At 34.2% G+C, this 24228-nt stretch carries 21 protein-coding genes and 1 tRNA gene; 11 read left to right on the forward strand and 11 right to left on the reverse strand.

Features of this window, described 5'->3' with window-relative positions:
* Positions 1 to 40 precede the first annotated feature (40 nt).
* On the forward strand, positions 41 to 724 hold the full coding sequence (locus IEW40_RS09645; RefSeq protein ID WP_188617891.1) for a TIGR02117 family protein: 684 nt from the start codon (positions 41 to 43) through the stop codon (positions 722 to 724).
* On the opposite strand, the gene IEW40_RS09650 is transcribed toward IEW40_RS09645, so the two are convergent.
* The 5 genes from IEW40_RS09650 to IEW40_RS09670 form a co-directional block, all read right to left on the reverse strand.
* The gene (locus IEW40_RS09650) at positions 721 to 1125 is read right to left on the reverse strand and encodes a YceI family protein (protein WP_188617892.1); all 405 of its coding nucleotides are present in this window, start codon (positions 1123 to 1125) and stop codon (positions 721 to 723) included. The genes IEW40_RS09645 and IEW40_RS09650 overlap by 4 nt on opposite strands.
* A gap of 156 nt (positions 1126 to 1281) precedes the next feature.
* Positions 1282 to 2589, reverse strand: a complete 1308-nt coding sequence (locus IEW40_RS09655; protein WP_188617893.1) for a hypothetical protein — start codon at positions 2587 to 2589, stop codon at positions 1282 to 1284.
* A 41-nt stretch (positions 2590 to 2630) separates the two neighbouring features.
* Complete coding sequence (locus IEW40_RS09660) at positions 2631 to 3167, reverse strand: YceI family protein (RefSeq protein ID WP_188617894.1); 537 nt, start codon at positions 3165 to 3167, stop codon at positions 2631 to 2633.
* A 331-nt stretch (positions 3168 to 3498) separates the two neighbouring features.
* Positions 3499 to 3578, reverse strand: a tRNA-Leu gene (locus IEW40_RS09665).
* Between the two features lie 67 nt (positions 3579 to 3645).
* Positions 3646 to 4413, reverse strand: a complete 768-nt coding sequence (locus IEW40_RS09670) for an MBL fold metallo-hydrolase (protein ID WP_188617895.1) — start codon at positions 4411 to 4413, stop codon at positions 3646 to 3648.
* Between the two features lie 46 nt (positions 4414 to 4459).
* On the opposite strand from IEW40_RS09670, the gene IEW40_RS09675 reads away from it, so the two are divergent.
* Entirely contained in the window at positions 4460 to 5893 is a 1434-nt protein-coding gene (locus IEW40_RS09675; protein WP_188617896.1) for a TonB-dependent receptor, read from the forward strand.
* Between the two features lie 15 nt (positions 5894 to 5908).
* The gene (locus IEW40_RS09680; protein ID WP_373283792.1) at positions 5909 to 6355 is read left to right on the forward strand and encodes an XrtF-associated fRMsr-like GAF protein; all 447 of its coding nucleotides are present in this window, start codon (positions 5909 to 5911) and stop codon (positions 6353 to 6355) included.
* Positions 6356 to 6367: 12 nt separating this feature from the next.
* Here the strand turns inward: IEW40_RS09680 and IEW40_RS09685 are convergent, their stop codons facing one another.
* The gene (locus tag IEW40_RS09685) at positions 6368 to 6937 is read right to left on the reverse strand and encodes a pyruvate decarboxylase (RefSeq protein ID WP_188617897.1); all 570 of its coding nucleotides are present in this window, start codon (positions 6935 to 6937) and stop codon (positions 6368 to 6370) included.
* 176 nt (positions 6938 to 7113) lie between these two features.
* On the opposite strand from IEW40_RS09685, the gene rpsO reads away from it, so the two are divergent.
* Positions 7114 to 7383: a 30S ribosomal protein S15 gene (gene rpsO, locus IEW40_RS09690; RefSeq protein WP_188617898.1), complete on the forward strand. Its 270-nt coding sequence runs from the start codon at positions 7114 to 7116 to the stop codon at positions 7381 to 7383.
* A 229-nt stretch (positions 7384 to 7612) separates the two neighbouring features.
* Entirely contained in the window at positions 7613 to 9799 is a 2187-nt protein-coding gene (locus tag IEW40_RS09695; protein WP_188617899.1) for a polyribonucleotide nucleotidyltransferase, read from the forward strand.
* A gap of 33 nt (positions 9800 to 9832) precedes the next feature.
* Here IEW40_RS09695 and IEW40_RS09700 read toward each other — a convergent pair whose 3' ends face one another.
* The 3 genes from IEW40_RS09700 to IEW40_RS09710 are packed head-to-tail and all read right to left on the reverse strand — an operon-like array spanning position 9833 to position 13030.
* Complete coding sequence (locus tag IEW40_RS09700; RefSeq protein WP_188617900.1) at positions 9833 to 10894, reverse strand: DNA polymerase beta superfamily protein; 1062 nt, start codon at positions 10892 to 10894, stop codon at positions 9833 to 9835.
* Between the two features lie 2 nt (positions 10895 to 10896).
* Positions 10897 to 11646: a nucleotidyltransferase domain-containing protein gene (locus IEW40_RS09705; RefSeq protein WP_188617901.1), complete on the reverse strand. Its 750-nt coding sequence runs from the start codon at positions 11644 to 11646 to the stop codon at positions 10897 to 10899.
* 7 nt (positions 11647 to 11653) lie between these two features.
* Positions 11654 to 13030 (reverse strand): RtcB family protein, encoded by a 1377-nt coding sequence (locus IEW40_RS09710; protein ID WP_188617902.1) that lies wholly within the window; start codon positions 13028 to 13030, stop codon positions 11654 to 11656.
* 96 nt (positions 13031 to 13126) lie between these two features.
* On the opposite strand from IEW40_RS09710, the gene IEW40_RS09715 reads away from it, so the two are divergent.
* Entirely contained in the window at positions 13127 to 14128 is a 1002-nt protein-coding gene (locus IEW40_RS09715) for a helix-turn-helix transcriptional regulator (protein WP_188617903.1), read from the forward strand.
* Between the two features lie 1280 nt (positions 14129 to 15408).
* Here IEW40_RS09715 and IEW40_RS09720 read toward each other — a convergent pair.
* Both IEW40_RS09720 and IEW40_RS09725 read right to left on the reverse strand, forming a co-directional pair.
* Complete coding sequence (locus IEW40_RS09720) at positions 15409 to 16596, reverse strand: DUF1501 domain-containing protein (RefSeq protein WP_188617904.1); 1188 nt, start codon at positions 16594 to 16596, stop codon at positions 15409 to 15411.
* Positions 16597 to 16695: 99 nt separating this feature from the next.
* Positions 16696 to 18060 carry a DUF1800 domain-containing protein gene (locus IEW40_RS09725; RefSeq protein ID WP_229663423.1) on the reverse strand — a complete coding sequence of 455 codons (1365 nt, stop codon included), beginning with the start codon at positions 18058 to 18060 and terminating at the stop codon, positions 16696 to 16698.
* Positions 18061 to 18326: 266 nt separating this feature from the next.
* Between IEW40_RS09725 and IEW40_RS09730 the strand changes: the two genes are divergently transcribed.
* From IEW40_RS09730 to IEW40_RS09750, 5 genes are all read left to right on the forward strand, one after another.
* Positions 18327 to 20003 carry a formate--tetrahydrofolate ligase gene (locus tag IEW40_RS09730; RefSeq protein WP_188617905.1) on the forward strand — a complete coding sequence of 559 codons (1677 nt, stop codon included), beginning with the start codon at positions 18327 to 18329 and terminating at the stop codon, positions 20001 to 20003.
* A 137-nt stretch (positions 20004 to 20140) separates the two neighbouring features.
* On the forward strand, positions 20141 to 21190 hold the full coding sequence (gene glk, locus IEW40_RS09735) for a glucokinase (protein ID WP_188617906.1): 1050 nt from the start codon (positions 20141 to 20143) through the stop codon (positions 21188 to 21190).
* A gap of 180 nt (positions 21191 to 21370) precedes the next feature.
* Positions 21371 to 21934, forward strand: coding sequence for a YceI family protein (locus tag IEW40_RS09740; RefSeq protein ID WP_188617907.1), 564 nt, complete (start codon positions 21371 to 21373; stop codon positions 21932 to 21934).
* A gap of 109 nt (positions 21935 to 22043) precedes the next feature.
* On the forward strand, positions 22044 to 22688 hold the full coding sequence (locus tag IEW40_RS09745; RefSeq protein WP_188617908.1) for an alpha/beta hydrolase: 645 nt from the start codon (positions 22044 to 22046) through the stop codon (positions 22686 to 22688).
* Positions 22689 to 22794: 106 nt separating this feature from the next.
* Positions 22795 to 24213 carry an L-serine ammonia-lyase gene (locus IEW40_RS09750; protein WP_188617909.1) on the forward strand — a complete coding sequence of 473 codons (1419 nt, stop codon included), beginning with the start codon at positions 22795 to 22797 and terminating at the stop codon, positions 24211 to 24213.
* The last annotated feature ends 15 nt before the right edge of the window (positions 24214 to 24228 follow it).

Raw genomic sequence — 24228 nt, forward strand, 5'->3', positions numbered from 1 at the left:
ACAAAAATTAATTTTGACCAATAAAAACAAATAACTTTTTATGAATCTAAAAAAAACCTTCCTTTTTCTTTTAAAATCTGTAGGAGCAGTGCTTTCAATTGTCATTTTTTATCTGCTCTGTGGTTACCTTATCCCTTTTATAGAAGTTCCGGCCGAAAAAACAAACGAACCAAAAGTAATTGAAATTTATATTTTAACCAATGGGGTGCATACCGATTTGGTGATGCCTATTAAAAATGAGGAAATGGATTGGGGAAAAGAACTTCCATTCGAAAATACCATTTCTAGAAGGTCAGATTTTAATTATCTTTCTGTAGGTTGGGGAGACAAAGGTTTTTATCTAGATACGCCTACTTGGGCAGAACTGAAGCCTTCTACTGCCTTGAAGGCGGCCTTTTGGATGAGTGAATCGGCCATGCATTGTACGTATTATTTCGAGATGACTGAAGGTAAAGATTGTAAAAAATTATTGCTCACCAAAAAACAATATCAGAATTTGGTAAAATACATCAAAGATAAATTTGATAGAGATGTTAATGGTAATGTGGTTTTTATTGAAACCGATGCGGTCTACGGAATACATGATGCATTCTATGATGCTAAAGGAAAATATAGTTTTCTAGAAACTTGCAATACTTGGGCGAATAATGGTCTAAAGGCTGCAGGTCAAAAAGCTGCGCTTTGGACACCTTCTGATATGGGAATATTTCAACACTATAATTAATTAGACTGAAAACTAAATGATAAGTCCATTTCGTCTTTGGTGACTATCATACCTCCCATTTTTTTTGGTGGAACAATCCCGAAGTCACTGAATTTTACCTGTTGTTTACCAGATAATATTTTTCCGTTTTCAGAAATTTCTACATTATATATTTTTGTCTTATTCATCAGGGTTACTTCTGCTGCAGATAGATAAGTCCCGTTGTTGTTCTTTTTTAATTTTCCGAAATTGATGTGAATCTGAGGGAATTTATCAGCATTGAGTGTTTTTCTAAAGTCCTTGGTTATGAAATCATATTTACAGTCGAAATCCTTTACATTTAATACGATTTTGTTGCTGTTCTGAGATACAAATTGTGCTGGTGCTGTAAAGTTCTTATCAATACATTTAAAACTCTTCATGTTAGTTTTTCCCAAGATTGTGAAGTTGTTTTCTTGAGAGAATCCTAAAACGGAAAGGCTTAAAAAATATAAAATAATAAGATGTTTCATGAGAATCAAAGTTATTAAAAAAAGGGGCTTGTTTGCCCCTTTTTTGTTTATTTAGAATTTCTAAGATTAGAATCCAATAGTAGCTTCTAGTACAAATCCGTTAAATTTACCACCGTAAAGAGCAGTGTTTGTTCCCCATGCTGCGCTTTCGTTGTATTTTTGGTTTACATATTCTACTTTAGCTAAAATGTTTTTAGTCATAAACCAACCGCCAGCGATGTTAAATCTGTCGATTTTTCTTTCAGCTGCTCCGTCATAATCTTTACCACTTACAGCGTTATATTTACCTCCTAAATAGAATTGTTCTTTTCCTCCGAATCTGTAAAGCAATTCTGCTGCATATTGGTTATAAGAACCATCTGTACTTCTTGGGGTAGTAGCATTTACAATTTTGTTGCCACTAGCGTGTTCATAAGTTCCGAAGAATTCTAAACCTTGATATTTTACAAATGGATTGATTTGAATAGCGGTCATTTTTTGGAAACCAGGGTTAAATCTACCTGTTGATGGGTTAGAAGTTCCCATAGCATCTGCAGTGGTTAATAATACATAGTAGTATCTAGAACCTGCTCTATCATCTCCATATAGTTTACCGTTAGTGTTAAGACCATTGGTTTTAATGATAGAACCAGAAAGTCTTACTCTTAAGTCAGGATTTATTTGTTTGTCATAAGCAAGTTTAGCATATACAGAAGGGCTGTTGTCACTAGTTCCTTTTACTGCACTTTGGTTTAATTTACCATTTGAAACCCCTAGCATTCCCATGAAGCCATTAGAATAATAGTAAGCTTCACCAAATGCTTGAGTAGTAAATGAGTCCATAATGTTGTTTTCAACGAATGGATTATTGATGGCTTCAGCATTATCTGTTCTTCTAAAGTGAGAATCGCCATAGTTGATTTCGTCCATACCTACTTTTACTCTCGCGTTTTTCATTAATCCGCTTAAGAATCCTTGAGAAATGAAATCTAAATTATCAATTTGAATATAACCACCTTTTACCCAAGCTTCATTATGGTGTCTTGCAGATAAGTAAGTTCTTAAGTGCATTTTCACGCCTTTAGCTAGATAAGCATTGATGTCTAGGTTTGCTGTAGGTAAGTTAAAGTCAGAACCCATTTTGTTTAGAGAAACGCCAGATGCTAAAGTCCCTTTTGTACTGTGGTCTAAAGATTGAAATTGTAAAGCGAAATCACCACCTACCACTACTTTTACACCATCATATTCTGGAGCTTCACCTTTTGGGTCTTCGAATACGTTTCTGGTAGTTTTTTCTGGAGCTAGGTAGTCTCTCATTGTAGTTTCTTGTGCATAGAATGCTGTGCTTGCTAATACTGTAGATAATACAGCTGCTTTAATCCATAAAGTTTTCATACTTTTCTTATTTGTTTGTTATTTTTATATAAAAAATTGTTTTAGTTGGCTGTAATGTTTACGGTTACTGTAACTGCATCACCAGTATGTACACCTAAGAAACCTGGAGTTTCCATTCCGAAATCAGACATTTTAAGATTTATAGAACCACTTACATTGTATGAGCTTCCACTTTTAACCACGCTTACCGGGAAGGTAACGGTTTTTGTAACGCCTGCTATTGTCAATTTTCCGCTTACATTGGTTTTACCAACGGGTAGAGAAGCTGCGGTAAAAGTAATGTTGGGTTGCTTGTCAGATTTCAAAGCTTTATAAGCTTTATTGTCCATCATGCTTCCTTTTGTACTTTTTAAAGTTTTTCCAGCAATTACAAATTTTGCATTTTCAATGGCGTTTCCACTTACAGTCCCTACGAAAGTAGAGGTGCCAGAAGTCATTACCCAATCGTGCATTGGTGAGGTCCCATTAACTGCAGTTTTTGAAGATTTTCCTGTAATTGTTTGACCGTTTACTAACCCGATTGTTAATAACGAAAGTAAAACGAGAACTTGATTGATTTTTTTGCTTAAAGTTTTCATATTTTTATTTATTTATCATTTATTATTCTTTTATATTGAATTTTATGGTACAAATTTATAATAAGTTTTTTATATATTTTATATTTTTTTTATATTTTTTTTATGATTAATATCAATATGTTTGGTTAAATGTGATTATATTGTAATTGAAATGGGATTTTAATTGGATTCAAGTGTCGTAATTTGACTGATGTGTTGTTAAATAATTAACACAATTTAATATTGTTTGAATAATTGGTAATTATTATTTGGAAAATGGTGAAATTTATATTTTACCTCTGGCTAAGGCAAAAAAAAACCGAGAACTTAAGATTAAGTTCTCGGTTTGTAGTACCCGGAGTGGGAATCGAACCCACACACCTAAGTACACGAGTTTGAGTCGTGCGCGTCTACCAATTCCGCCATCCGGGCTTGCGAATTTTGTGAGTGCAAATATAGAATTTTTTGTTTTAAAAAAAGAAATTTTCAATAAAATATTTTAGAACTCTATTTCTAGACCATCATATGCTGGGCGAATGTGCTCTGGAAGCTCATCTTCTAATTCTTTATGAAAACCCAATCTATTGCTAATATGCGTAAGGTATGTCATTTTGGGCTGAAGTTCTTCTACCAATTCCAGTACCTCAGGCAAAATGTAGTGAGCAATGTGTGGCTCAGTTTTTCGTAAGCAGTTAATGATTAGAAAATCTAGATTTTTAAGTTTCTCCTTTTCTTCACTTGTAATATCACTGGCATCTGTAATGTAAACTAAATTCTTGAACTTAAAACCTAAAATCGGCAATTGGTGATGAAGAACCTTTATTGGTAAAATTTCAGTATGGCCAATTCTAAAAATCTCATCATTTATATAATGCAACTGGAAACTTGGCGCACCAGGATACCTGATTTCTGAAAATGCATAGTGAAATCTATTCTTAATTTCGTTTCCTACTCTTGGCATACAATAGATAGAAACATCTTGCTTTTTTTGAAAAATAATAGGCCTCAAATCATCTAGCCCTATCACATGGTCGTTGTGCTCATGGGTTAATAATAGGGCATCTACTGTTGTTTCGTTGTTCATTAACATCTGTTGACGGAAATCTGGACCACAATCTATTAAGATTTTTTTTCCACCTTCATCTGTAATCATCACAGATGACCTTAATCTTTTGTCTTTTGGGTCTGTAGATAAGCAAACAGGATGCGTAGATCCTATCACCGGAATGCCTTGCGAAGTGCCAGTTCCAAGAAATTTCAACTTCATTTTTGGATTTTGTGATATTTTGGTAAATTTACGCAAAAAATATCAGATGCCTCAAATTAAACAGTATCTCACACCCAAACAAAAAGCTTTAGTCGTCAACTTAGATCCCAATATTTATGGAACCTTCGCAGAAATTGGAGCTGGACAAGAAACGGTGCGCCATTTTTTCAGAGCAGGTGGGGCGTCTGGAACTATAGCCAAAGCAATGTCTGCTTATGACAAAGACTATAGTGATGCCATCTACGGGAAAGAAGACCGCAACAGATATGTTACTCAGAATAGATTGAGAAAAATGCTTCATTATGAAGTGAAATTAATCGAAGAGAGATTAACAAAACCTGAAAATTCTAACAAAAAATTCTTCTCATTTGCCAATACGGTTACTACCATCAACTATGAAAAAACTTTCAAGGGTCACGGCTGGGTAGGTATTATGTTTCAAGCAAAACCTGGCGAAGAATACAGCGAAATCGTTTTGCACGTAAAATTTAATGAAAATGATGCTACACTACAACAAGAAACTCTTGGTAGCCTCGGCGTAAATTTGGTTTACGGTGCTTTTTACCTTAATGATAATCCTAGAAGATTAATTAAAAGCCTCTATGATGAAATTTCAATTGACAAAGTTGAAATTGATATGATTGATTTCCGTGGACCAGCTTTTGAATATGTTGATAATAGATTAATGAGCCTTCAGTTAATTAAAAATGGAATGACGGATGCTGTAATCTTTAATTCTGAAGGTGATAATATGCTTCCAGCTGATTTACTCTATAAGAAAGATGTTTTCGCAGTTAGAGGTAGCTTCAGACCTGTTACTTTGGTTAATGTAGATATGTTTGAAAACGGCCTCGAAATGTTCCTAAAAGATACCGGTGGTAAACCCGAAGACACGGTAATCTTATTTGAAATTACCATTGCCAACCTAAAAGCGTCTGGTGATATAGACGAAAGAGATTTTCTAGATAGGGTAGATGTGCTAGCAAAATTAGGCTATACAGTCATGATTTCTATTTTCTCAGAATATTACAGATTGGTAGAATATTTCACTTCCTATAAAGTAAGATACATAGGTGTAGCAATGGGGGTTAATAATCTGGTCATGGTTTTTGATGAAGATTACTATAAAAATCTCTCTGGTGGCATCTTAGAAGCCTTTGGTAAATTCTTTAGAAAAGATATGAGGGTTTACCTCTATCCTTACAAAGACCCACAGACCCACGAGTTGCTCTCTTCAGAAAATTTAATCATTAGCGAAAATCTAAAAGAATTATTCAAATATTTTAAATTAAATAAGAGAATTGTAGATATTAAAAACTATAATCCAGACCACGCCGAAATTTATTCTAGAGAAATCCTTAATAAAATTGCCAATCAAGAAAATGGTTGGGAAAATCAACTTCCTGAAGGGGTAGCAGAAATGATTAAAGAACGAGGAATGTTTGGTTACAAAGAAGATATAGAATTCGAAGAATACTAAAAACTAAAGAAAATTATGGAAATTAAAAAAAGACTTTCGTCTATTCTAGAAAGTCCTAGCAATCATATTGATGAAAAATTATTGAAAATCTGTCAGTTATTAGACCAAGAGTACTCTTATTTTAACTGGACGGGTTTCTACTTCCGAAATGGGGATAAAGAAGAATTAATTCTAGGACCTTATGTAGGTGCCGCTACAGACCACACCGTAATACCTTTCGGAAAAGGAATTTGTGGACAAGTGGCTGTTTCTAACGAAACTTTTGTAGTGCCTGATGTTTGGGAGCAAGACAATTATTTGGCTTGTTCGCTTGATACCAAAGCCGAAATTGTAGTGCCAATCATCAAAGAGGGTAAAAACATCGGTCAAATAGATATAGATTCACATACACATGACCCATTTACTGCAGAAGATAGAGAAATGCTAGAATGGTTGTGCAACGAGATTGCTAAAAAAATGTAAAAATAAAGACAGTTACTGTTGAGCAGTCATTTTATTTCTGCTCTTCAGGGCTGCTACCAAATTCCTAATAACGTTGCTAGTGCCTATATTTACAGAATTTTCAGCACTTCCTAGCAATCTTCCTTTTCCTTTGTAGGTGTCAAAAGAATTTTCCATCACCAATTCACCATTGCTATTATACAGTTTCATACTGATGATAACTTGGTTAGAAAATACATATTTCCCAATTCCTACTTTAAAATATTTTACTTTAGGTACTACAGCTACCTCGGCATTATTGAATTGGCAGTAATCTTTTATGCTCTGTACATCTACACTGTCATAGGCAATAGGAGTATCTACACGTAAGATTTTATAATCTCCATATTGTCGCAATTCATTAGTAACGGTATTGAAAAAAGCCTTGTTGGTAGGTTCTCTTATCCCTTCGTAATTAGGGAAAACTTCTGGATTGAAATAGATAATCCTATGTACTTTTTTTAATTTTATCGTGTCATCTCCGCTCAATAATGAACTTCCCCAGCTTCTACAGCTCAGAAGAATAAGACCCGCGGCAATCGCCAAAAAAACTGTTTTTTTCATTTCATTTGTTCGGTACAAAGTTACTGAGAATTTCAGGAAGCTTAATATAAATTTTAAGAAAATTTTAACAACTTTATCTATCAGGTATCATTAATGTTTTCGATTATAGTTTGTATTTCGAAAAATTATTGTACTTTTGCACCTCGTTACATAATAATCATTTAAATAATATTGGAATGTACTTAACATCAGAAAAAAAATCAGAAATCTTCGCTAAACACGGAGGAAATGCAGCTAACACAGGTTCTGCAGAAGGACAAATCGCATTATTCACTTTCAGAATTAACCATTTGTCTGGTCACTTAAAATCTAACCACAAAGATTACGCTACAGAAAAATCTCTAGTGAAATTGGTAGGTAAAAGAAAAAGACTCTTAGATTATCTTAAAAACAAAGACATCAATAGATACAGAGCTATCATTGCTGAACTTGGAATCAGAAAATAATCAGATACAAGAAACTTTATGAAAAGCAACTCAATTATGGGTTGCTTTTTTTTATATCGATATGATATATGTAAGCTAAAATTTTGAGGTTTAAATCTTTAAATCCAATTAAATACACTAACTTTGTGCGAAATTTAAAAAGAGTATTAACAATCAATCTGCCTAAAGAAGTTTCGCAGATTACTGAAAGAGTGGTTCTTTCAGATTTTTTTAAAATTATTTTATTTATATGAGTAAACCTCAAGCTATTACAGAAACCATCATTCTTAAAGATGGTAGAGAAATTACTTTAGAAACCGGTAAATTAGCCAAGCAAGCCAACGGTTCAGTAGTAGTAAAATGTGGTGGAACTATGCTTCTTGCAACAGTTGTAGCCAATAAAGATGCCAATCCTGGTGTAGATTTTCTTCCTTTAACTGTAGATTACAGAGAAAAATACTACGCAGGTGGTAAAATCCCTGGGAATTTTTTCCGTAGAGAAACCAAACCTTCTGATGATGAAGTTCTTACCATGAGATTGGTAGACAGAGTACTTCGTCCACTTTTCCCAGAAGATTTCCACGCAGAAGTTCAGGTAATGATTTCCCTAATTTCTTATGACAAAGAAGTAATGCCAGAAGCTTTAGCTGGTTTGGCAGCTTCAGCAGCTATTGCCATTACAGATATTCCTTTCAACGGGCCTATGTCTGAAGTAAGAGTAGTAAGAATAGATGGCGAATTGTCTATCAACCCAAGTATCGAAAATCTGAAAAAAGCAGATTTAGATATCATGGTAGGAGCTACCAAAGATTCTATCGTAATGGTAGAAGGCGAAATGAAAGAAATTTCTGAAGCAGAAATGTTAGATGCTATCAAATATGCACACGAAGAAATTAAAGTGCAAATTGAAGCACAAGAAAGATTAGCAGCTAAAGTACCTGCATCTCAAACCAAAAGAGAATATTGCCACGAAACACACAACGAAGAAATCAGAGAAAAAGTGTGGGCAGAGTGTTATGATAAAGTATATAACGTAGCAAAAGTACCTTCTGGAAAAGAAGAAAGACACGAAAAATTTGCTGCCGTTTTAGAAGAATTTCTTTCTCAATATTCTGAAGAAGAAAGAGCAGAGGTAGAACCATTTGCTAAAATTTACTACCACGATGTAGAAAAAGAAGCAATGCGCCAAATGATTCTTAACGAAAAAATAAGATTAGACGGTAGAGACCCTCAAACCATCAGACCAATTTGGAGCGAGATCGATTATTTACCAGGAGCTCATGGTTCTGCTATCTTTACAAGAGGTGAAACTCAGTCTCTTACTGCCGTAACTTTAGGCTCTGTAAAAGATGCCAATATGGTAGATTCTGTGGCTATAAATTATGACGAAAAATTCTTCCTTCACTATAATTTCCCTCCATTCTCTACAGGTGAAGCTAGACCTCTTAGAGGTACTTCTAGAAGAGAAGTTGGTCACGGAAACTTAGCGCAAAGAGCTTTAGCAGGGATGATTCCTGCAGAAAATCCTTATACCATCCGTGTTGTTTCAGATATTTTAGAATCTAACGGTTCTTCTTCTATGGCAACAGTTTGTGCAGGAACATTAGCGTTAATGGATGCTGGTGTACAAATCAAAAAACCAGTTTCTGGTATTGCAATGGGATTAATTACCGACCCTAAATCTGGAAAATTCACCGTACTTTCTGATATTTTAGGAGATGAAGACCACCTTGGGGATATGGATTTCAAAGTAACAGGTTCTGCAGACGGAATCACTGCTTGTCAAATGGATATCAAAATCCAAGGTTTGACTATGGATATCATGGAAACAGCTCTTAACCAAGCTAGAGAAGGTAGATTACATATTTTAGGTGAAATCTTGAAAACCATCGATAAACCAAGAGAAGATGTGAAACCACACGCTCCGAAAATGGAAGTTTTAGAAATTTCTAAAGATTTCATTGGTGCAGTTATCGGACCTGGTGGTAAAGTTATTCAACAAATGCAGAAAGATACTGATACGGTAATCTCAATTGAAGAATTAGGAGAAATTGGTAGAATTGAAATCTCAGGTACAGACCGTGAGAAAATCAATGCTGCAATTGATAAAATTAAAGAAATTACTTTCGTACCAGTAGTTGGTGAAGTGTATAAAGGTAAAGTAGTAAAAGTAATGGATTTCGGTGCTTTTGTTGCAATTGCCAAAGGAACAGAAGGTTTACTTCACATCTCTGAAATTGAGTGGAGAAGACTAGACAAAGTTCCTTATGCAGAAGGTGATGAAGTAGAAGTGAAATTTATGGGCTACGATGACCGTAAGAAAATGAGACTTTCTAGAAAAGTTCTTTTACCAAGACCACCTAGACCAGAACAAAAGCCTAGAACTGAAGGTGATGCTCCAAAACCACAAGGAGAACAACCAACAGAACAAGCATAAAAATAGAAACTCCCGAAATTTTTCGGGAGTTTTTTATTGGTATAGACTGTTTCGAATATTTAACAGAATTTTAGTGGTCTTTTCTGAATTAGGAAAATCAGGAAGTTTTGAAATAGAATAGTAATATTCTATTAATTTTATAAGGCTTTCTGCTTTTTTTATCACAGCTTCATAAGACCAATTTCCAGCCTTAATATCGATTAATTCATCACGATTTTCCACACGAACCTGCATAGTATTGTTTTTGAAGATACTTTCGCAAGATTGCAGTAATCTAATGGTATGCATCATATTCTTACTGTCGTAGTTTTGACCGTGCTTTTGGTTTACATTGTAGCGTTCCTCATTACGTTCTTCCACCCATTTCCAATATTCGCGGTAAGTTTTACAGTAATTAGAATATGAATCTAAATTACAGTATAAATAAGCTTCCATTTTTTCTCCTTTCGGGATGGAGGAATGAGAAACTTGGTTGGCATCTTCGTTTTGCAAAATACCTTTATAGCCAAAAGTATCTGTTTCATCATAAAAAAGAGCAAACATACCTTTGGTATTTGGAATACTAACTAAGCCACACTTTTCCTGAATTTTTTTGGTTTTTACTAACCATTCTTTTGCAGAAACAGAGCCATAATCACTAAGGATGAAACAAAAATCGAGCAGTGATTTTCGTTCTTTTTCTACTGGATTTAAGATTTTCTTGTTCAGTCCTTTTGCTTTTTTGATTTGTGAAATAGCATATCCTGCAAAAGTATCTTTGCATAATTTGGAAAGAAAATCTTCGGGATTTAATAAATCCATCAAAGGATTTTTGTGCAAAATGCAATCCTCTGGAGTCGCTAAAATTTCTAAAATATTAGGATTGTTTTTTTGTAACAATTCTACAAATCGCCCAATTTCATAATACACAATGTCATTGGTTTCATTGGCTATTTGAGGAATATAATTCAATCCAAAAAATTCATTTTTTGGCAAAAAATATACTCCTTTTATATCGGTATCCGAAGTTTCTGTAGCCAAACCAAAAGACTTGCTTCCCGCAATAGCTTCGAAGAGGATGAGATTATTTTGTTTTAAAAATTCTATATTTAACATTTCTATAATTTTAATATCTCTAAAAAAACTTTTTCTGCTTCCTTTTTGTTAAAATTTCCCGATTGTAAAGTTTTAGCTACTTCAGAGAGTTTTTCGATTTCTGATTTCAAATAATCAAAAAGTTCCCAATCTTGAGTATGATGATACTTTTCACCTTTTTCAGATTTTAAATTTAATAAAAAGTAAATTTTATTTAAAATATTTTTTGGTAGCAAATCTAGCATTTCGTGAAATATCACTGGTGGAAAAGTACCTTTTTCAACTACCCATTTTGAAGCTAAAGTTGTTCTCATACAATAGAAAATATCTTTTAGTTTAACTTCTTCTTTGTTACAAGCTTCCAAGTATTTTTTGCTCATGCTCAAATAATGATAAACCACAGAAACAGGCGAAAAAGCTAGTTCAGCCAAAGGTTTCATTAATTCTAAAAATTTGTCGTTTTTCACATAGAAAATATGAGAATACAAGTGCTCTAGATTCGGAACATTCGATTTGTTGAGTAAATGAAAAACTTTTTTCAAATCCCAACCAGAACCGTCCAAATCATCTTCGGTCATAAATTCTATCGTATCACGTTTTTCCCAAGGCGAAAGATACCAATCTATAGGATGTTTGTAGATAAATCGTATATCATAATCACTGTCTGGAGAAGCAAATCCCCAAGAACGACTCCCAGATTCTATCGCCAAAAGTATCTCTATCTTCTTCTCTTTTTCTAGAGTTTTTAGTTGTTCTACTATTTTTGTTTTCATTGTTTCACTATTTTCTAAGTTTCTTTTTCTTCCATGGCGCATTTTTCTTCCAATCTCCTGCCATAATACAACCGTAAGGTAAAACTTCATCTATTACCTCGCCTAAACCGAATTCTTTCATTTGATTTCTTACATTTTGTGCATTTTTATAAGCACTTGGTAATTCAGAAATATCAATTTCATTAGAGAAAAATCTCACATCTAAACCTTTGGTTTCTTCAGCAAAAATTTCTTCAATCGGTTTTTCTCCTAAAGATTTTTTATGAAAACTTCTGCTGAAATTTCTTCCTGCTCCGTGTGGTGCAAATCCTAAATTTCGGTCGTTAGTTTTTCCTTGAACTATCAAAACAGGTTCTGCCATATTTAGAGGTATTAATCTCGGGCCCGTAATATCTGGTAAAAATTTTTCATCTAGCGGAGTTGCACCTTTAGCATGGTAAAATAAATCACCATCTCTGAATACAAAATTATGCTCGTTCCAAAATCTATTGTGCATTTCTGTTTTTAATTCTCTTAAAACCGCGTTGTGAATGGCTTCGTGGTTACATTTAGTCCATTTTCTAATGATTTGTAAAGCATCCCAATAATTTTGACCATCTTCTGTATCAAAAGGAATCCAAGCGTTTACTCTTAATGTTTCTGGTGAAACTTCTTTTCTAAATCTTTCAGCGGTTTTCATTCCTTTTTCATAGAGAAATGCACCAGGAGCTCTAGAACCGTGATGTGTTATGAGCATTGTATTTCCAGTTTTTTTAGAAATACCTACAAACATAAAATGGTTTCCGTCTCCTTGAGTTCCTAAATGTTCTTTGGCAAGACTAATGAGCTTTTCATCATTTAGAAAAGCATTATTTCTAAATTCTTCTTCTAATTCCATTGGTAGAGAAAACTGATTTCCCCTTGGCCTTCCTCCCATTCCAAAATGGGTGTGTTGGTGACCAGCATCTAAAACAATTTTAGGGTCTATTTTTCCAAAATCGGTTAACATGACAGAACAACAAATATCTGCACTGTGCATTCCAGGATGAATTGCGTTTTTCGCAATAGCAACTCCACCAACAGGAATTATCCCTTTTTCACCAGTCGGACAAGCATCGGGCATCAATGCTCCGCCAATCATAGTTGGTGTTTTAAGCATTTCAGACATCGTTTCTATTACTTTTTGTACATTGTCTTCTTCAGCTTCGTTTTCAGCTTTGATGTTGAGAACAAATTCTACTGGTTTTTCTAATAATGCTATTGGTTCAGGTGATTGAAATTGTTCTAAATATTCGTTAATTTCAATTTCTGATAAATCATTTTCGTTAATAAAGGTTAATGCTTCAGCGAACCATTTTGCAGGTCTGTATCCTAAGTCTATTAAATATTGTCCTGTAATTTTCATTTGTTTTTCTATTTTGATAAAGCAAAGTAAAAAATCAATTGCGCAATAATTTTGCGCAGTTAAATTATTTTTTAATATTTTTAGAAAAAATTAAAAATGGCTCTCAATAAAAACGCTTTAATACGATACAACACTATTGATAAATGTCTTAGAAACAGAAATAAACGTTGGACTTTAGAAGACTTAATAGATGCTTGTTCTGATGCTTTATATGAATATGAAGGCAAAGATTGTTTGGTAAGTAAAAGAACAGTACAGCTAGATTTACAAAATATGCGCAGCGAAAAATTAGGATATGATGCACCAATTGAAGTTTTTCAAAAAAAATATTATCGATATTCTGACCCTAATTTTAGTATAAAAAATATCCCAGTAAATGATAGTGATATAAAAGCGATGAATGATGCCGTGCAGATTCTAAAACAATTTAAAGATTTTTCTATGTTCAAGGAAATGAATGGTGTGATTCAAAAACTAGAAGATTCTATTTATTCTACTCAGAAAAAAGCCATCATTCATTTAGATAAAAATGAACAACTAAAAGGTTTAGAGCATATTGATTTTTTATACCAATCTATTCTTAATAAAAAAGTACTAAAACTGTTTTATCAGTCTTTTAAAGCAAGAGAACCAAAGGAATATGTGGTTCACCCGCAACTATTGAAAGAATATAATAATCGTTGGTTTCTGATTTGTTGGCACAAAAATAAATTTTGGAATTTTGCTTTGGATAGAATTGAAAAAATGGAGAAAACAAAAGAGGTGTACATAGATAAAAACATAGATGCTGATTTGTTTTTTAAAGATGTAATAGGAGTTACGGTTTCAGAAAATCTGAGACCGAATACTGTTATTTTCAAAATCGATGCAGAAAATGTTCCTTATGTAAAAACAAAACCACTGCACCACACTCAAGAAATGCTTTCAAAGGAAAATGGAGAATGTATTTTTAAAATTGAGGTTCAACTTAATTTTGAATTAGAAAGAATTTTACTAGGCTTTGGGGAAAGCATTACGGTGCTAGCTCCCAAAAAGTTAAAAGAAAGGATAGAGAAAAAATTAAAAAAAGCTTTAGAAAATTATAAACAAAATCCATAAAATAAAAAACTCCCGAAATTTTTCGGGAGTTTTTTATACTTCTTTTATAGAATAATAGTCAATTATCTTTTGCAATATTTTGATTGCTCTATCGTAAATGTTTTTCATGTGTTGTGTTTTTTGCAATACAAAATTAATAATTTTTTTTAAAATAAAATTCCACTTTTGCGTAATTACACAAAATCATAAATACCATTCATCTGACCTAGATTTATTCCACTCACCATCTCACCAATTCACCCATTCACCATTCATCGCCAAAGGCGAAAACTTAATGCCCTTAATCCCTTAATGAAACTTAATGTTTTCTCTCAATTTTTGATTATCCTAAATCTCTCAAATTTCTAAGCACAATAAACTGCCAAATAATCTGTGTAAACCTGCGCAATCTGCGGGAAATAAAATCATCCATCTTTTCTCCCATTACCATCTCTATCATTATCCAACTAAACCTTTTCAAATCGACCTAGGAAACCGCAAGCGTTAATAAAATTAATAGAATTTTCGTTAAAAAAATTCCATGTTTGAGTGGCGGCAATAACCCACTTAAATAGAATAAAATTTCTTTCCGCCCGAAACCTAGCGTAGCGGTTCGACGACCACAGGGAGTCAATTCTGGAATTTTTAGAAAAGGCTATTAATTTTTAGCTGAGGATTTCCAGTCTTGAAACCTAGCGAAGCGGTTCGCCGAATCCTCTGAAAAAATATAAATGATGAGGCAACTTTTGGTTCTTTTGGTTCAAGCCAAAAGAACGAATTAAAAGACGACCAAAGGGAGTCAAACCTAGCGAAGCGGTTCGCCGAATCCTCTAAAAAAATATAAATGATGAGGCAACTTTTGGTTCTTTTGCATTAAGGCAAATCGCAAAGCGATTCGCTGATTCCTTAGAAAAAAATAAAAATTATGAAGCAAAAGAACGAATTAAAAGACGACCGCAGGGAGTCAAACCTAGCGCAGCGGTTCGCCGACCAAAGGGAGTCAAACCTAGCGCAGCGGTTCGCCGAATCCTCTAAAAAAATATAAATGATGAGGCAACTTTTGGTTCTTTTGGTTCAAGCCAAATCGCAAAGCGATTCGCTGATTCCTTAGAAAAAAATAAAAACTATGAAGCAAAAGAACGAAAAAAAAGTACTCCCTTTAGGGCTGGGGCAAAGAAAAATGTTTTTCGTTATTATAAAACGTTACCATTCCCCTTCCATGAAGGGGTGGCTTTCGAATTGGTTCGAAAGACAGGGTAGTATACAACCCTCTAACCTTCTAACCTTCTCATTAAAAACACTTACACAAAATCATAAATACCATTCTTCCAACCCAGAATTTTGTTTTCATCCGCGCCCAACCATTTTTTAAGAACCGTAGCATATACTTTTCTGAAATCTTCAGTGTAAATAAGGTCTCCATCATTTAAGTTTTCTAAATCTGGCAAAGCATTTAGAATTCCTTTTTTCTTTAATCCTCCAGAAATAAAAAACATTTGATTAGCGGTTCCATGGTCTGTTCCTCCACTGGCATTTTGGGCTACTCTTCGTCCAAATTCTGAGAAAGTCATCAACAAAACATCATTAAACTTTCCATTCGCTTTCATATCTTTTACAAAAGATTCTACAGCACCATTGATTTCCTCAAAAAGTTTTGACTGTCTATCGTTTTGGTTCACGTGCGTATCAAAACTGCCAACAGACAGATAATAAACTCGGGTGTTAATGTCAGACAAAATCAAACTAGATATTTTCTTGAAATCCTTTCCTAGATTGGTGTCAGGGTAGGTGATGGATGATGTTTTGGTTTTGCTCTTTTCAAAAATATATTCTGCATTGCTGATGGTTTCACCTAAAGTTTGATAAAGATATTCTACCGTTTCGTGGTCGTGATGGTGATGTTCATATAGGTTTTTATAGAATTTTTCATTGCTGGTTTGGTACAACCTCTTAGGGTCTTTAAAAGCAAAAGCTTTCTTTTCTTTGCCTTTCAATGCCAAACTCAATAAGTCGTCTATTTCCAACGCTTGCGTAGGATGAGCGCAATTATAACAAGCTTCATCTAAGTATCTTCCTAGCCATCCTGTTTCTAAAAATTCATCACTTTTACTGGCGCTATGCCAAATGTCCATACTTCTAAAATGTGATTTATCGGGATTAGGATAACCTACATTATTCAATACAGACAGTTCTCCATGGTCAAAAAGCTCCTTGAAATAAGTCAAATTGGGGTTGATTCCTGCCTCATCACTTAAGTTGAGCGCATTTTTTATACCAATGCCTGGTCTGCCTTTATAGTAAATGTCGTTTTGAGTAGGGATAATGGTGTTCAATCCATCGTTTCCTCCACTTAGTTGCAAAACCACCAATATTTTTTCGTTTCCTGAAATAGACTGTGGGAGCTCTAAAGCTTTCATAAAGTTCGGAATCATCAGTGAAGTGGCCGCCAAAGAGCCAACTTTCAAAAATTCTCTACGTTTTATAAGCATAATTCTATTTTTTTATTTTTAATATGAGGTAATAGTTGAATGATATTGTTTTTTCAAACGTTCATCAATCATCAATCATCAACAATGAATCATCAATCATCAACAGAGTTGATATTCCGGGGTGCTCATCAGTGCAATCACTCTAGATTTGAACTCGTCTGCTATCTCAAATTCATTGATTACTTTTTCTGGTAGAGATTTTTTGCTCTGAAGGAGTAGGTCTTCTATATTTTCATTCTTCAAATTCTTTGAAACACTTTCCCAATCGATTTTGAAATTGCCTTGCAGGTTTTTGGGTAGCATTTTTTGCATTACGCCCATATTTTGGTCGTCATCATCTTTTGGGGCATAGTCTAGGGAGATGATTCCGCTCCAGATTTGGGGTGTTTTCAGTCTAAGCATCAGTGTAGAACTGTCTATCCAAGCTTTTCCAGAGGGCCAACCTGCCACATTGGGAGGATAAAGTAGCATTTGCCCCAATAATTTTTGATATATAATTAAAATCTTAGGATGCTGAATGCTGATGGGCAACATTTTTTGAATGCCGACCATCAATTCAATTGGGGATTTTATTTTGGTGCCGATATTTTTTTCATCAAAAAACCATTTCGAAGTGAAGATTTCGTTCAGTATGGTTTTGATGTCATATTTAGATTGATAAAATTTTTCGGCCAATTGACTCACCTGTTTTTCATCTATTTTTTCATTAACAAAGAATTGGTACATCCTCTTGGCAATATATTGGGCAGTAGCTTTTTGCTCCAAAATAATTCCTAGAATATCTTTTCCATCGAAATTTCCTGTCTTTCCAAGAAAAGTTTTATTCCCAAAATCATGCAATCTTGGTCTCATGATAAATTCTCCTTTAGGGGTAAAACTCCAACCAGTGAAAGCTCTAGCCGCTTCTTTAATGTCTGTTTCGGTGTAGTTTCCTCTTCCCATCGTAAAGAGTTCCATTACTTCTCTGGCAAAATTTTCATTAGGATGGTCTTTTCTGTTTTGTTGATTATTTAGAAATTGCAACATAGATGGAGACTGTGAAACTGCCAATAATAAATCTCCAAAATTTCCCAATGCATTTTCTTTTATGATGTTCAACAACTGGAGATTGAACCTGCTTACTACGGTTCTTGTAGCGAATATTCCCGTCCAAAAGAAAGTCATTTTCTCTCTCAGCTCAGATTCACCAGAAATCATGTTTTGATACCATTTCAAAATGATTTCGGCGTTTTCTTCTTTATTCTGCTTCTGAAAAAATTTTTTCATTTCGGCATTGGCTTCTTTCGGTTGGTAAGCAGAAAAATCTTGCAATTCAAGGGTGATTGGACTGAATTTCTCGGATTTCTTCAGTAATTCTTTCCAAATTTCTTTTGGTGAACTGCTTTTAATTCTAGTGATGTCTCTTAAACCAACTCCGAAGCCTGCTCTGTGCAGCAAATGTTTGTTGTGAAGAATGTGGTTCATAATCAGGATTTTACTTTTGATGAATAAATGATGATAAAGTTAAATCTAAATAAAGTTCAATGTGATTATTTTTCATTAATATTTCAGAATGATACTTTTTCTTAGAAATAAATCGCGAAATCTTTAATAAAGTTAATTATTTATTTAAATTGTTTTGTTAAGGTTAATAATTTTCTTTTTGATAGGGAGGTGATAAAACTCAAGCGAAAAATTTTCATCATATCATTGATTTCTTGTATTTTTGAGATGAAACAAATACTAAAATTATGAGTTTTCCTACCGATTTAGAAATTGCATTAAGTGCAGACATTAAGCACATCCGTGAAATTGCTGATAAAGTTGGCATTGATAGAGAAGATTTAGAATATTACGGCAAGTACAAAGCCAAAATTCCTTTGAAATATATAGACGAAGATAAAATTAAAAATTCTAAATTGATTTTGGTTTCTGCCATCAATCCTACACCTGCTGGTGAAGGTAAAACCACCGTTTCTGTAGGGCTTTGTGATGGTCTCAATAAAATTGGTAAAAAAACCATTGCAGTACTTCGTGAACCTAGTCTTGGACCAGTTTTTGGGATAAAAGGTGGGGCTGCAGGTGGTGGCTATGCTCAGGTAATTCCTATGGTAGATATCAATCTCCACTTTACAGGTGATTTTTCGGCCGTAGAGAAAGCCAATAATCTGCTTTCTGCTTTAATTGATAATAATCTTCAAGATAAAAAAAGAACCCTAAACATAGACCCTAGAACCATCGTCTGGAAACGGGTGATGGACATGAATGACCGAAGTCTTCGTCATATCATCGTAGGTTTGGGCGGTTCTAATAACGGGATTACCCGCGAAGAAGGTTTCAATATTACTCCCGCTTCAGAAGTAATGGCTATTCTTTGTCTTTCTAAAGATTTCGAAGATCTAAAAAATAGACTAGGAAATATTTTTGTAGGTTATACTTTTGATAAAAAACCAATTTATGCCAGAGATTTGAATGCTCAAGGGGCCATGGCGATTTTGCTAAAAGATGCCATACGCCCAAATTTGGTACAGACTTTAGAAGGCAATCCTGCCATTCTTCACGGGGGCCCTTTTGCTAATATTGCACAAGGTACCAATACCATCATTGCTACTAAAACAGGTTTGTCTTTGGCTGATTACGTAGTTACAGAAGCTGGCTTTGGTGCAGATTTAGGCGCAGAAAAATTTTTGCATATCAAAGGTCACTATTCTGGTTTGAAACCTGCCGCTTATGTTTTGGTGGCTACCATCAGAGCTTTGCGCTATCATGGTGGTGCTAAAAAAGGGGAGTATGAAAATCCTAACCTGCAATTTGTAGAAAAAGGCATAGAAAATCTTAAAAAACACATAGAAAATGCTTTTAAATTTGGTCTAAAACCGATTATCGCCATCAATCATTTTGCAACAGATTCTGAAGAGGAAATCAATTTTGTGAAATCAGAATGTGAGAAATTGGGCGTAAGAGCTATTCTTGCAGATGAATTTACCAAAGGTGGAGAGGGCATGACGGAACTGGCAGAAGAAGTGGTAAACTGTGCAGCAAACTGTGGTAATAATTTCCAACCTTTGTATAAAGTAGAAGATGCTGTTGAACTCAAAATAGAAACCATTGCCAAAGAAGTTTATGGCGCAGACGCTGTTGTTTTTTCCCAAAAAGCGCTCAATCAATTAAAATCTATCTATAATTTAGGACTTGATCAATTGCCAATTTGTATGGCTAAAACTCAAAAATCTCTAAGTGATGACGAGAAAAAAATAGGAAGACCGAAAGGGTTTAAAGTGACGGTCCGTGAGTTTGAATTTGCTGCTGGTGCTGGCTTTATTATCCCTATTTTAGGTGATATGATGAGAATGCCGGGCTTACCGAGTGTACCAGCTGCCGAAGGAATGGACATAGATAAATTCGGGAAAATAACGGGTTTAAGTTAAATCTTAGAACATATTAGAAGAAATGTAGCGGTCTTATTGACGGCTACATTTTTCGTATTTTTGATATATCTCATACTTATTAATTAGGATAAAAAAGTATTTATTATTTAACTTTGAAATCGAAAAAATATGAGCAAATGAGTACAGAGATTAATTTTCCACTATTTTTACCGGGTAGAAATAATGAAAAAAACAATAAGGTTTCAGTTTTAGCTGCAGATATTGGCGGTACTAAAACTAATGTGGGATGGTTCGAATCTGAAAACGGTATGATGGTGTTAAAAGAAGAAGCTACTTACTCTTCAAAAACACATCAGTCTTTTTCTCACATTATACAAAAATTCATTAGAGAATATAACCTACAAAAACCAGACAGAATTTCTATTGGGGTGGCTGGTCCTGTTCTGAATGGAAAATGTATCACAACCAATTTACCTTGGTCTTTAGATATCAGCCAAATAAAAAGTGAAACATTGGTAGATAAAGTTTATCTTATCAATGACTTAGAATCTACAGCTTATGGCTTAGCAGAAGTAAACGAAGGTTATCTGGCAACCATTCACGAAGGCAATCCTTCTATTGGTGGTAATGTAGCTATTTTAGCACCTGGTACAGGTTTAGGTGAAGCTGGCTTATTCTGGGACGGACAGTATCTAAGACCTTTTGCTACAGAAGGTGGCCATTCTGAGTTTTCACCAAGAAATAATATGGAAGTAGATTTTTATCAATACTTAAAACAAATTTATGGCATCGTAAGTTGGGAAACTGTAATCTCTGGCCCAGGACTTTTCAATATTTATAGATTTTTGAGAGATGTCAAAAAGCACGAAGAACCGGCTTGGCTCACTCAACAATTCGAAAACGAAGACCCTTCTGCTGTAATCAGTCATACCGCCATGAGAGAACTCAATATGACTTGTGTAATGGCGATGGAAATGTTTGTAGAATTTATTGCCAGAGAAGCCACCAGTTTGGTTCTAAAACTGAAAGCAACGGGTGGTCTGTTACTAGGAGGAGGAATTCCACCGAAAATTTATAATTTCCTCAATAAATCTAAGTTTTATCAAAACTTCATCGTTAGCGATAAAATGGAACACCTTCTTAAAGAAATTCCTATTCATTTAATCCTGAATAGTAAAACAGCTCTTCTGGGTGCCGCCTATTTTGGTGCGTTTTCAGAAGACTAATATCATTTCATAATTTTTAAGTTTTTATAGAAGACTTCGCTTTTTTTAGGCGAAGTCTTTTGTTGATAGATTATATAAAATTAAAGAATTGTAATTTCTTAACATACATCAATGAGTTTTGTCTTCTCAGTATACTACATTTGCTCCGTTAAAAATGTTTAATTCTTAAAAATTATAAAAATGACAAAAAACTTAGCTTTATTATTTGTACTTGTAGTTGGTTTAGCATTCGGACAAACCAAAAAAGTAGCATCTTCTGACGTGCATTGGTGGGGATATAAACTAGCCAAAACAGAAGCTTCTTCTCATGACGGAACTGTAAATGTAAAATCTGGTTCTGTAGTTCTTAAAGGAAATCAATTAGTAGGTGGTACTTTCGTATTAGATATGACTTCTATTAATGCTACAGATTTACAAGGCGAATACCAACAAAAACTAAACGGGCACCTTAAAAACGGTGACTTCTTCGAAGTTGATAAATTCCCAACTGCTACCTTTAAAATTACTTCTGTGAAAAAAGGGGCTAATGGTAAAAGTGTAGTTTCTGGTACGCTTACTGCAAAAGGAAAAACCAATGCTGTTTCTTTTCCAGCTACTATTTCTGTAAATAAAGGTGCTGTAGAATTTACTTCTGATAAATTTTCTATTGATAGACAAAAATGGGGTATCGCATATCAGTCTACCATGAAAGATGTTGTTATTAAAGACGATATAGATTTAGTTGTTAAGTTTACAGCTAACTAAATTCATTTGTGTTTTTTAATAGGTCCCGAAGATTTTCTTCGGGATTTTTTGTTTCTGCTTTGCTCTTGTAATTTATCCTTTGTATCTTAGCCTAACTAAGAAAATTTACATGAAACTCTACGTAATAAGCGGATTAGGTGCAGATAAAACAGTTTTTGAAAATATCATATTTCCAAAGAATTTTTCAGAGATAATTTTTATAGATTGGCTTATTCCTGAAGCAGATGAAACTTTTGAACATTTTGTAAAGAGAATGGCTAAACCTATTGATATAAATGAAAAATTTTGCCTTCTTGGATACTCTTTCGGAGGAATAATGGTGCAAGAAATCAATAAATTAAAACCCGCTGAAAAAGTAGTCATTTTGGGTAGCATAAAATCTGAAAAGGAAATGTCGGTAACTTTTCACCTTGCCAAAAAATCGAGAATTTTTTCTAAAATCCCTGAAACATATTTTGGTGAAAAAACCTTGAAATCTTACGCCTTTTTTAGAAAATTATTTGACCCCAAAAATCCCAAATTCTGGAAATACTTTGTAGTGAAAGATCCTCATTATCTAAAATGGAGCATCAATAAAATCTTAGATTGGAAATGCAATGAAAACCCAGACATAATACAGATTTTGGCGGATAAAGACATTGTTTTTCCGCCCAAAAATTCTAAACCTAATTATGTCATCAAAGGCGGAACTCATCTTTTCCCAGTAACCAAACACAAGGAAGTTTCTAGAATCTTAAACGAAGTTTTTTCCTGATATGCAAAAAAAGTATATTTGCATCCAACAGAATGTAGAAATTTCGGTTCATGTTATGATATTTAATCTTAAATCTCGAATCTCAAATCTCAAATCGTAAAATAATATGGAGTCTATCTCAGTTTTTGAAATTATAAAAGTAGGTATTGGCCCATCATCTTCTCATACTATGGGACCTTGGAATGCTGCCGAAATGTTTTTAGACGAAATAAAAAGAACCAATAGCTTACAAAATGTGAAAGAAGTTTTTGTAGAGTTTTTTGGCTCTTTGGCAAAAACTGGCGTTGGCCATGGGACTGATATTGCCGCTATGTTAGGGCTTGCTGGAGAAAATTTCAAAGAAATAGATACTGATAAAATTGATGAAAAAATAGCTCACATCAAAAACACCTCACAACTAAATCTTGGAGGAGAAAAGGTTTTACCTTTTGTTTATGGAGAAAATTTAATTCTAAATATGGATAAATCTCTAGATTTCCATCCCAACGGAATGATTTTTAAAGCGGTTTTTAACAATGGAGAAATTCTAGAAAGAGACTATTATTCTGTAGGTGGTGGTTTTGTGGCGACCAAAGAAGATAATTCTATTAAAGACAATTGCATCAGAACGGTTTATCCTTGTCATAAGGGGGAAGATATCATAAAATATTGCGAAAAATTGGGTGTCGAAAAATTTTCTGATTTAGTCTATATCAATGAAGAAGCATGGCGAACCAAAGAAGAAACCAGAGCCGAAGCACTTTACATTTGGCAACAAATTAAAGAATGTATATATAAAGGGATTTCTAAAGAAGGAATTTTACCAGGCGGATTAAATGTAAGCCGAAGAGCAGCAGATTTTAATAGAAAATTATTAGGTGAAAAATCTTACCAAAATTTAGATGAATGGCTACAAGCAGTAAAAAATTCTGATAAAAATTTCAATCAAATTACCCGTTGGATTTCTTGTTTTGCATTGGCTGTAAATGAGGAAAATGCAAGCTTTGGTAGAATTATTACCGCGCCTACTAATGGTGCAAGTGGTGTAATTCCTGCGGTGCTGATGTATTCTCAGACTTTTACAGAATTTAATACAGAAGAAGATATCGTAAAATTTATTTTAGTAGCTGGTGAAATAGGAACTCTTTTCAAAAAAAATGCTACCATTTCTGCGGCAATGGGCGGTTGCCAAGCTGAAATAGGCGTTTCTTCGGCAATGGCTGCAGCGGGATTGACGGAAATTTCTGGCGGTACGCCTGCTCAAGTTTTAATGGCAGCAGAAATTGCGATGGAGCATCATCTGGGTCTAACTTGCGACCCTATTGGTGGTTTAGTACAAATTCCGTGTATCGAAAGAAATTCTATGGGCGCTATGAAAGCAATTACCGCAGCCCATATTGCACTAGAAAGTGACCCTTCAAAAGCCAGAGTTTCCCTAGACCAAGTGATAAAATCGATGTGGGAAACCGCTCTTGATATGAACAACAAATACAAAGAAACTTCTGAAGGTGGATTGGCAGTTGCAGTAAATGTAGCGGAATGCTAATTTTTGAAATATAAA

The organism is Cloacibacterium rupense, from assembly GCF_014645495.1.
In the GTDB taxonomy this organism is placed as follows: Bacteria; Bacteroidota; Bacteroidia; order Flavobacteriales; family Weeksellaceae; genus Cloacibacterium; species Cloacibacterium rupense.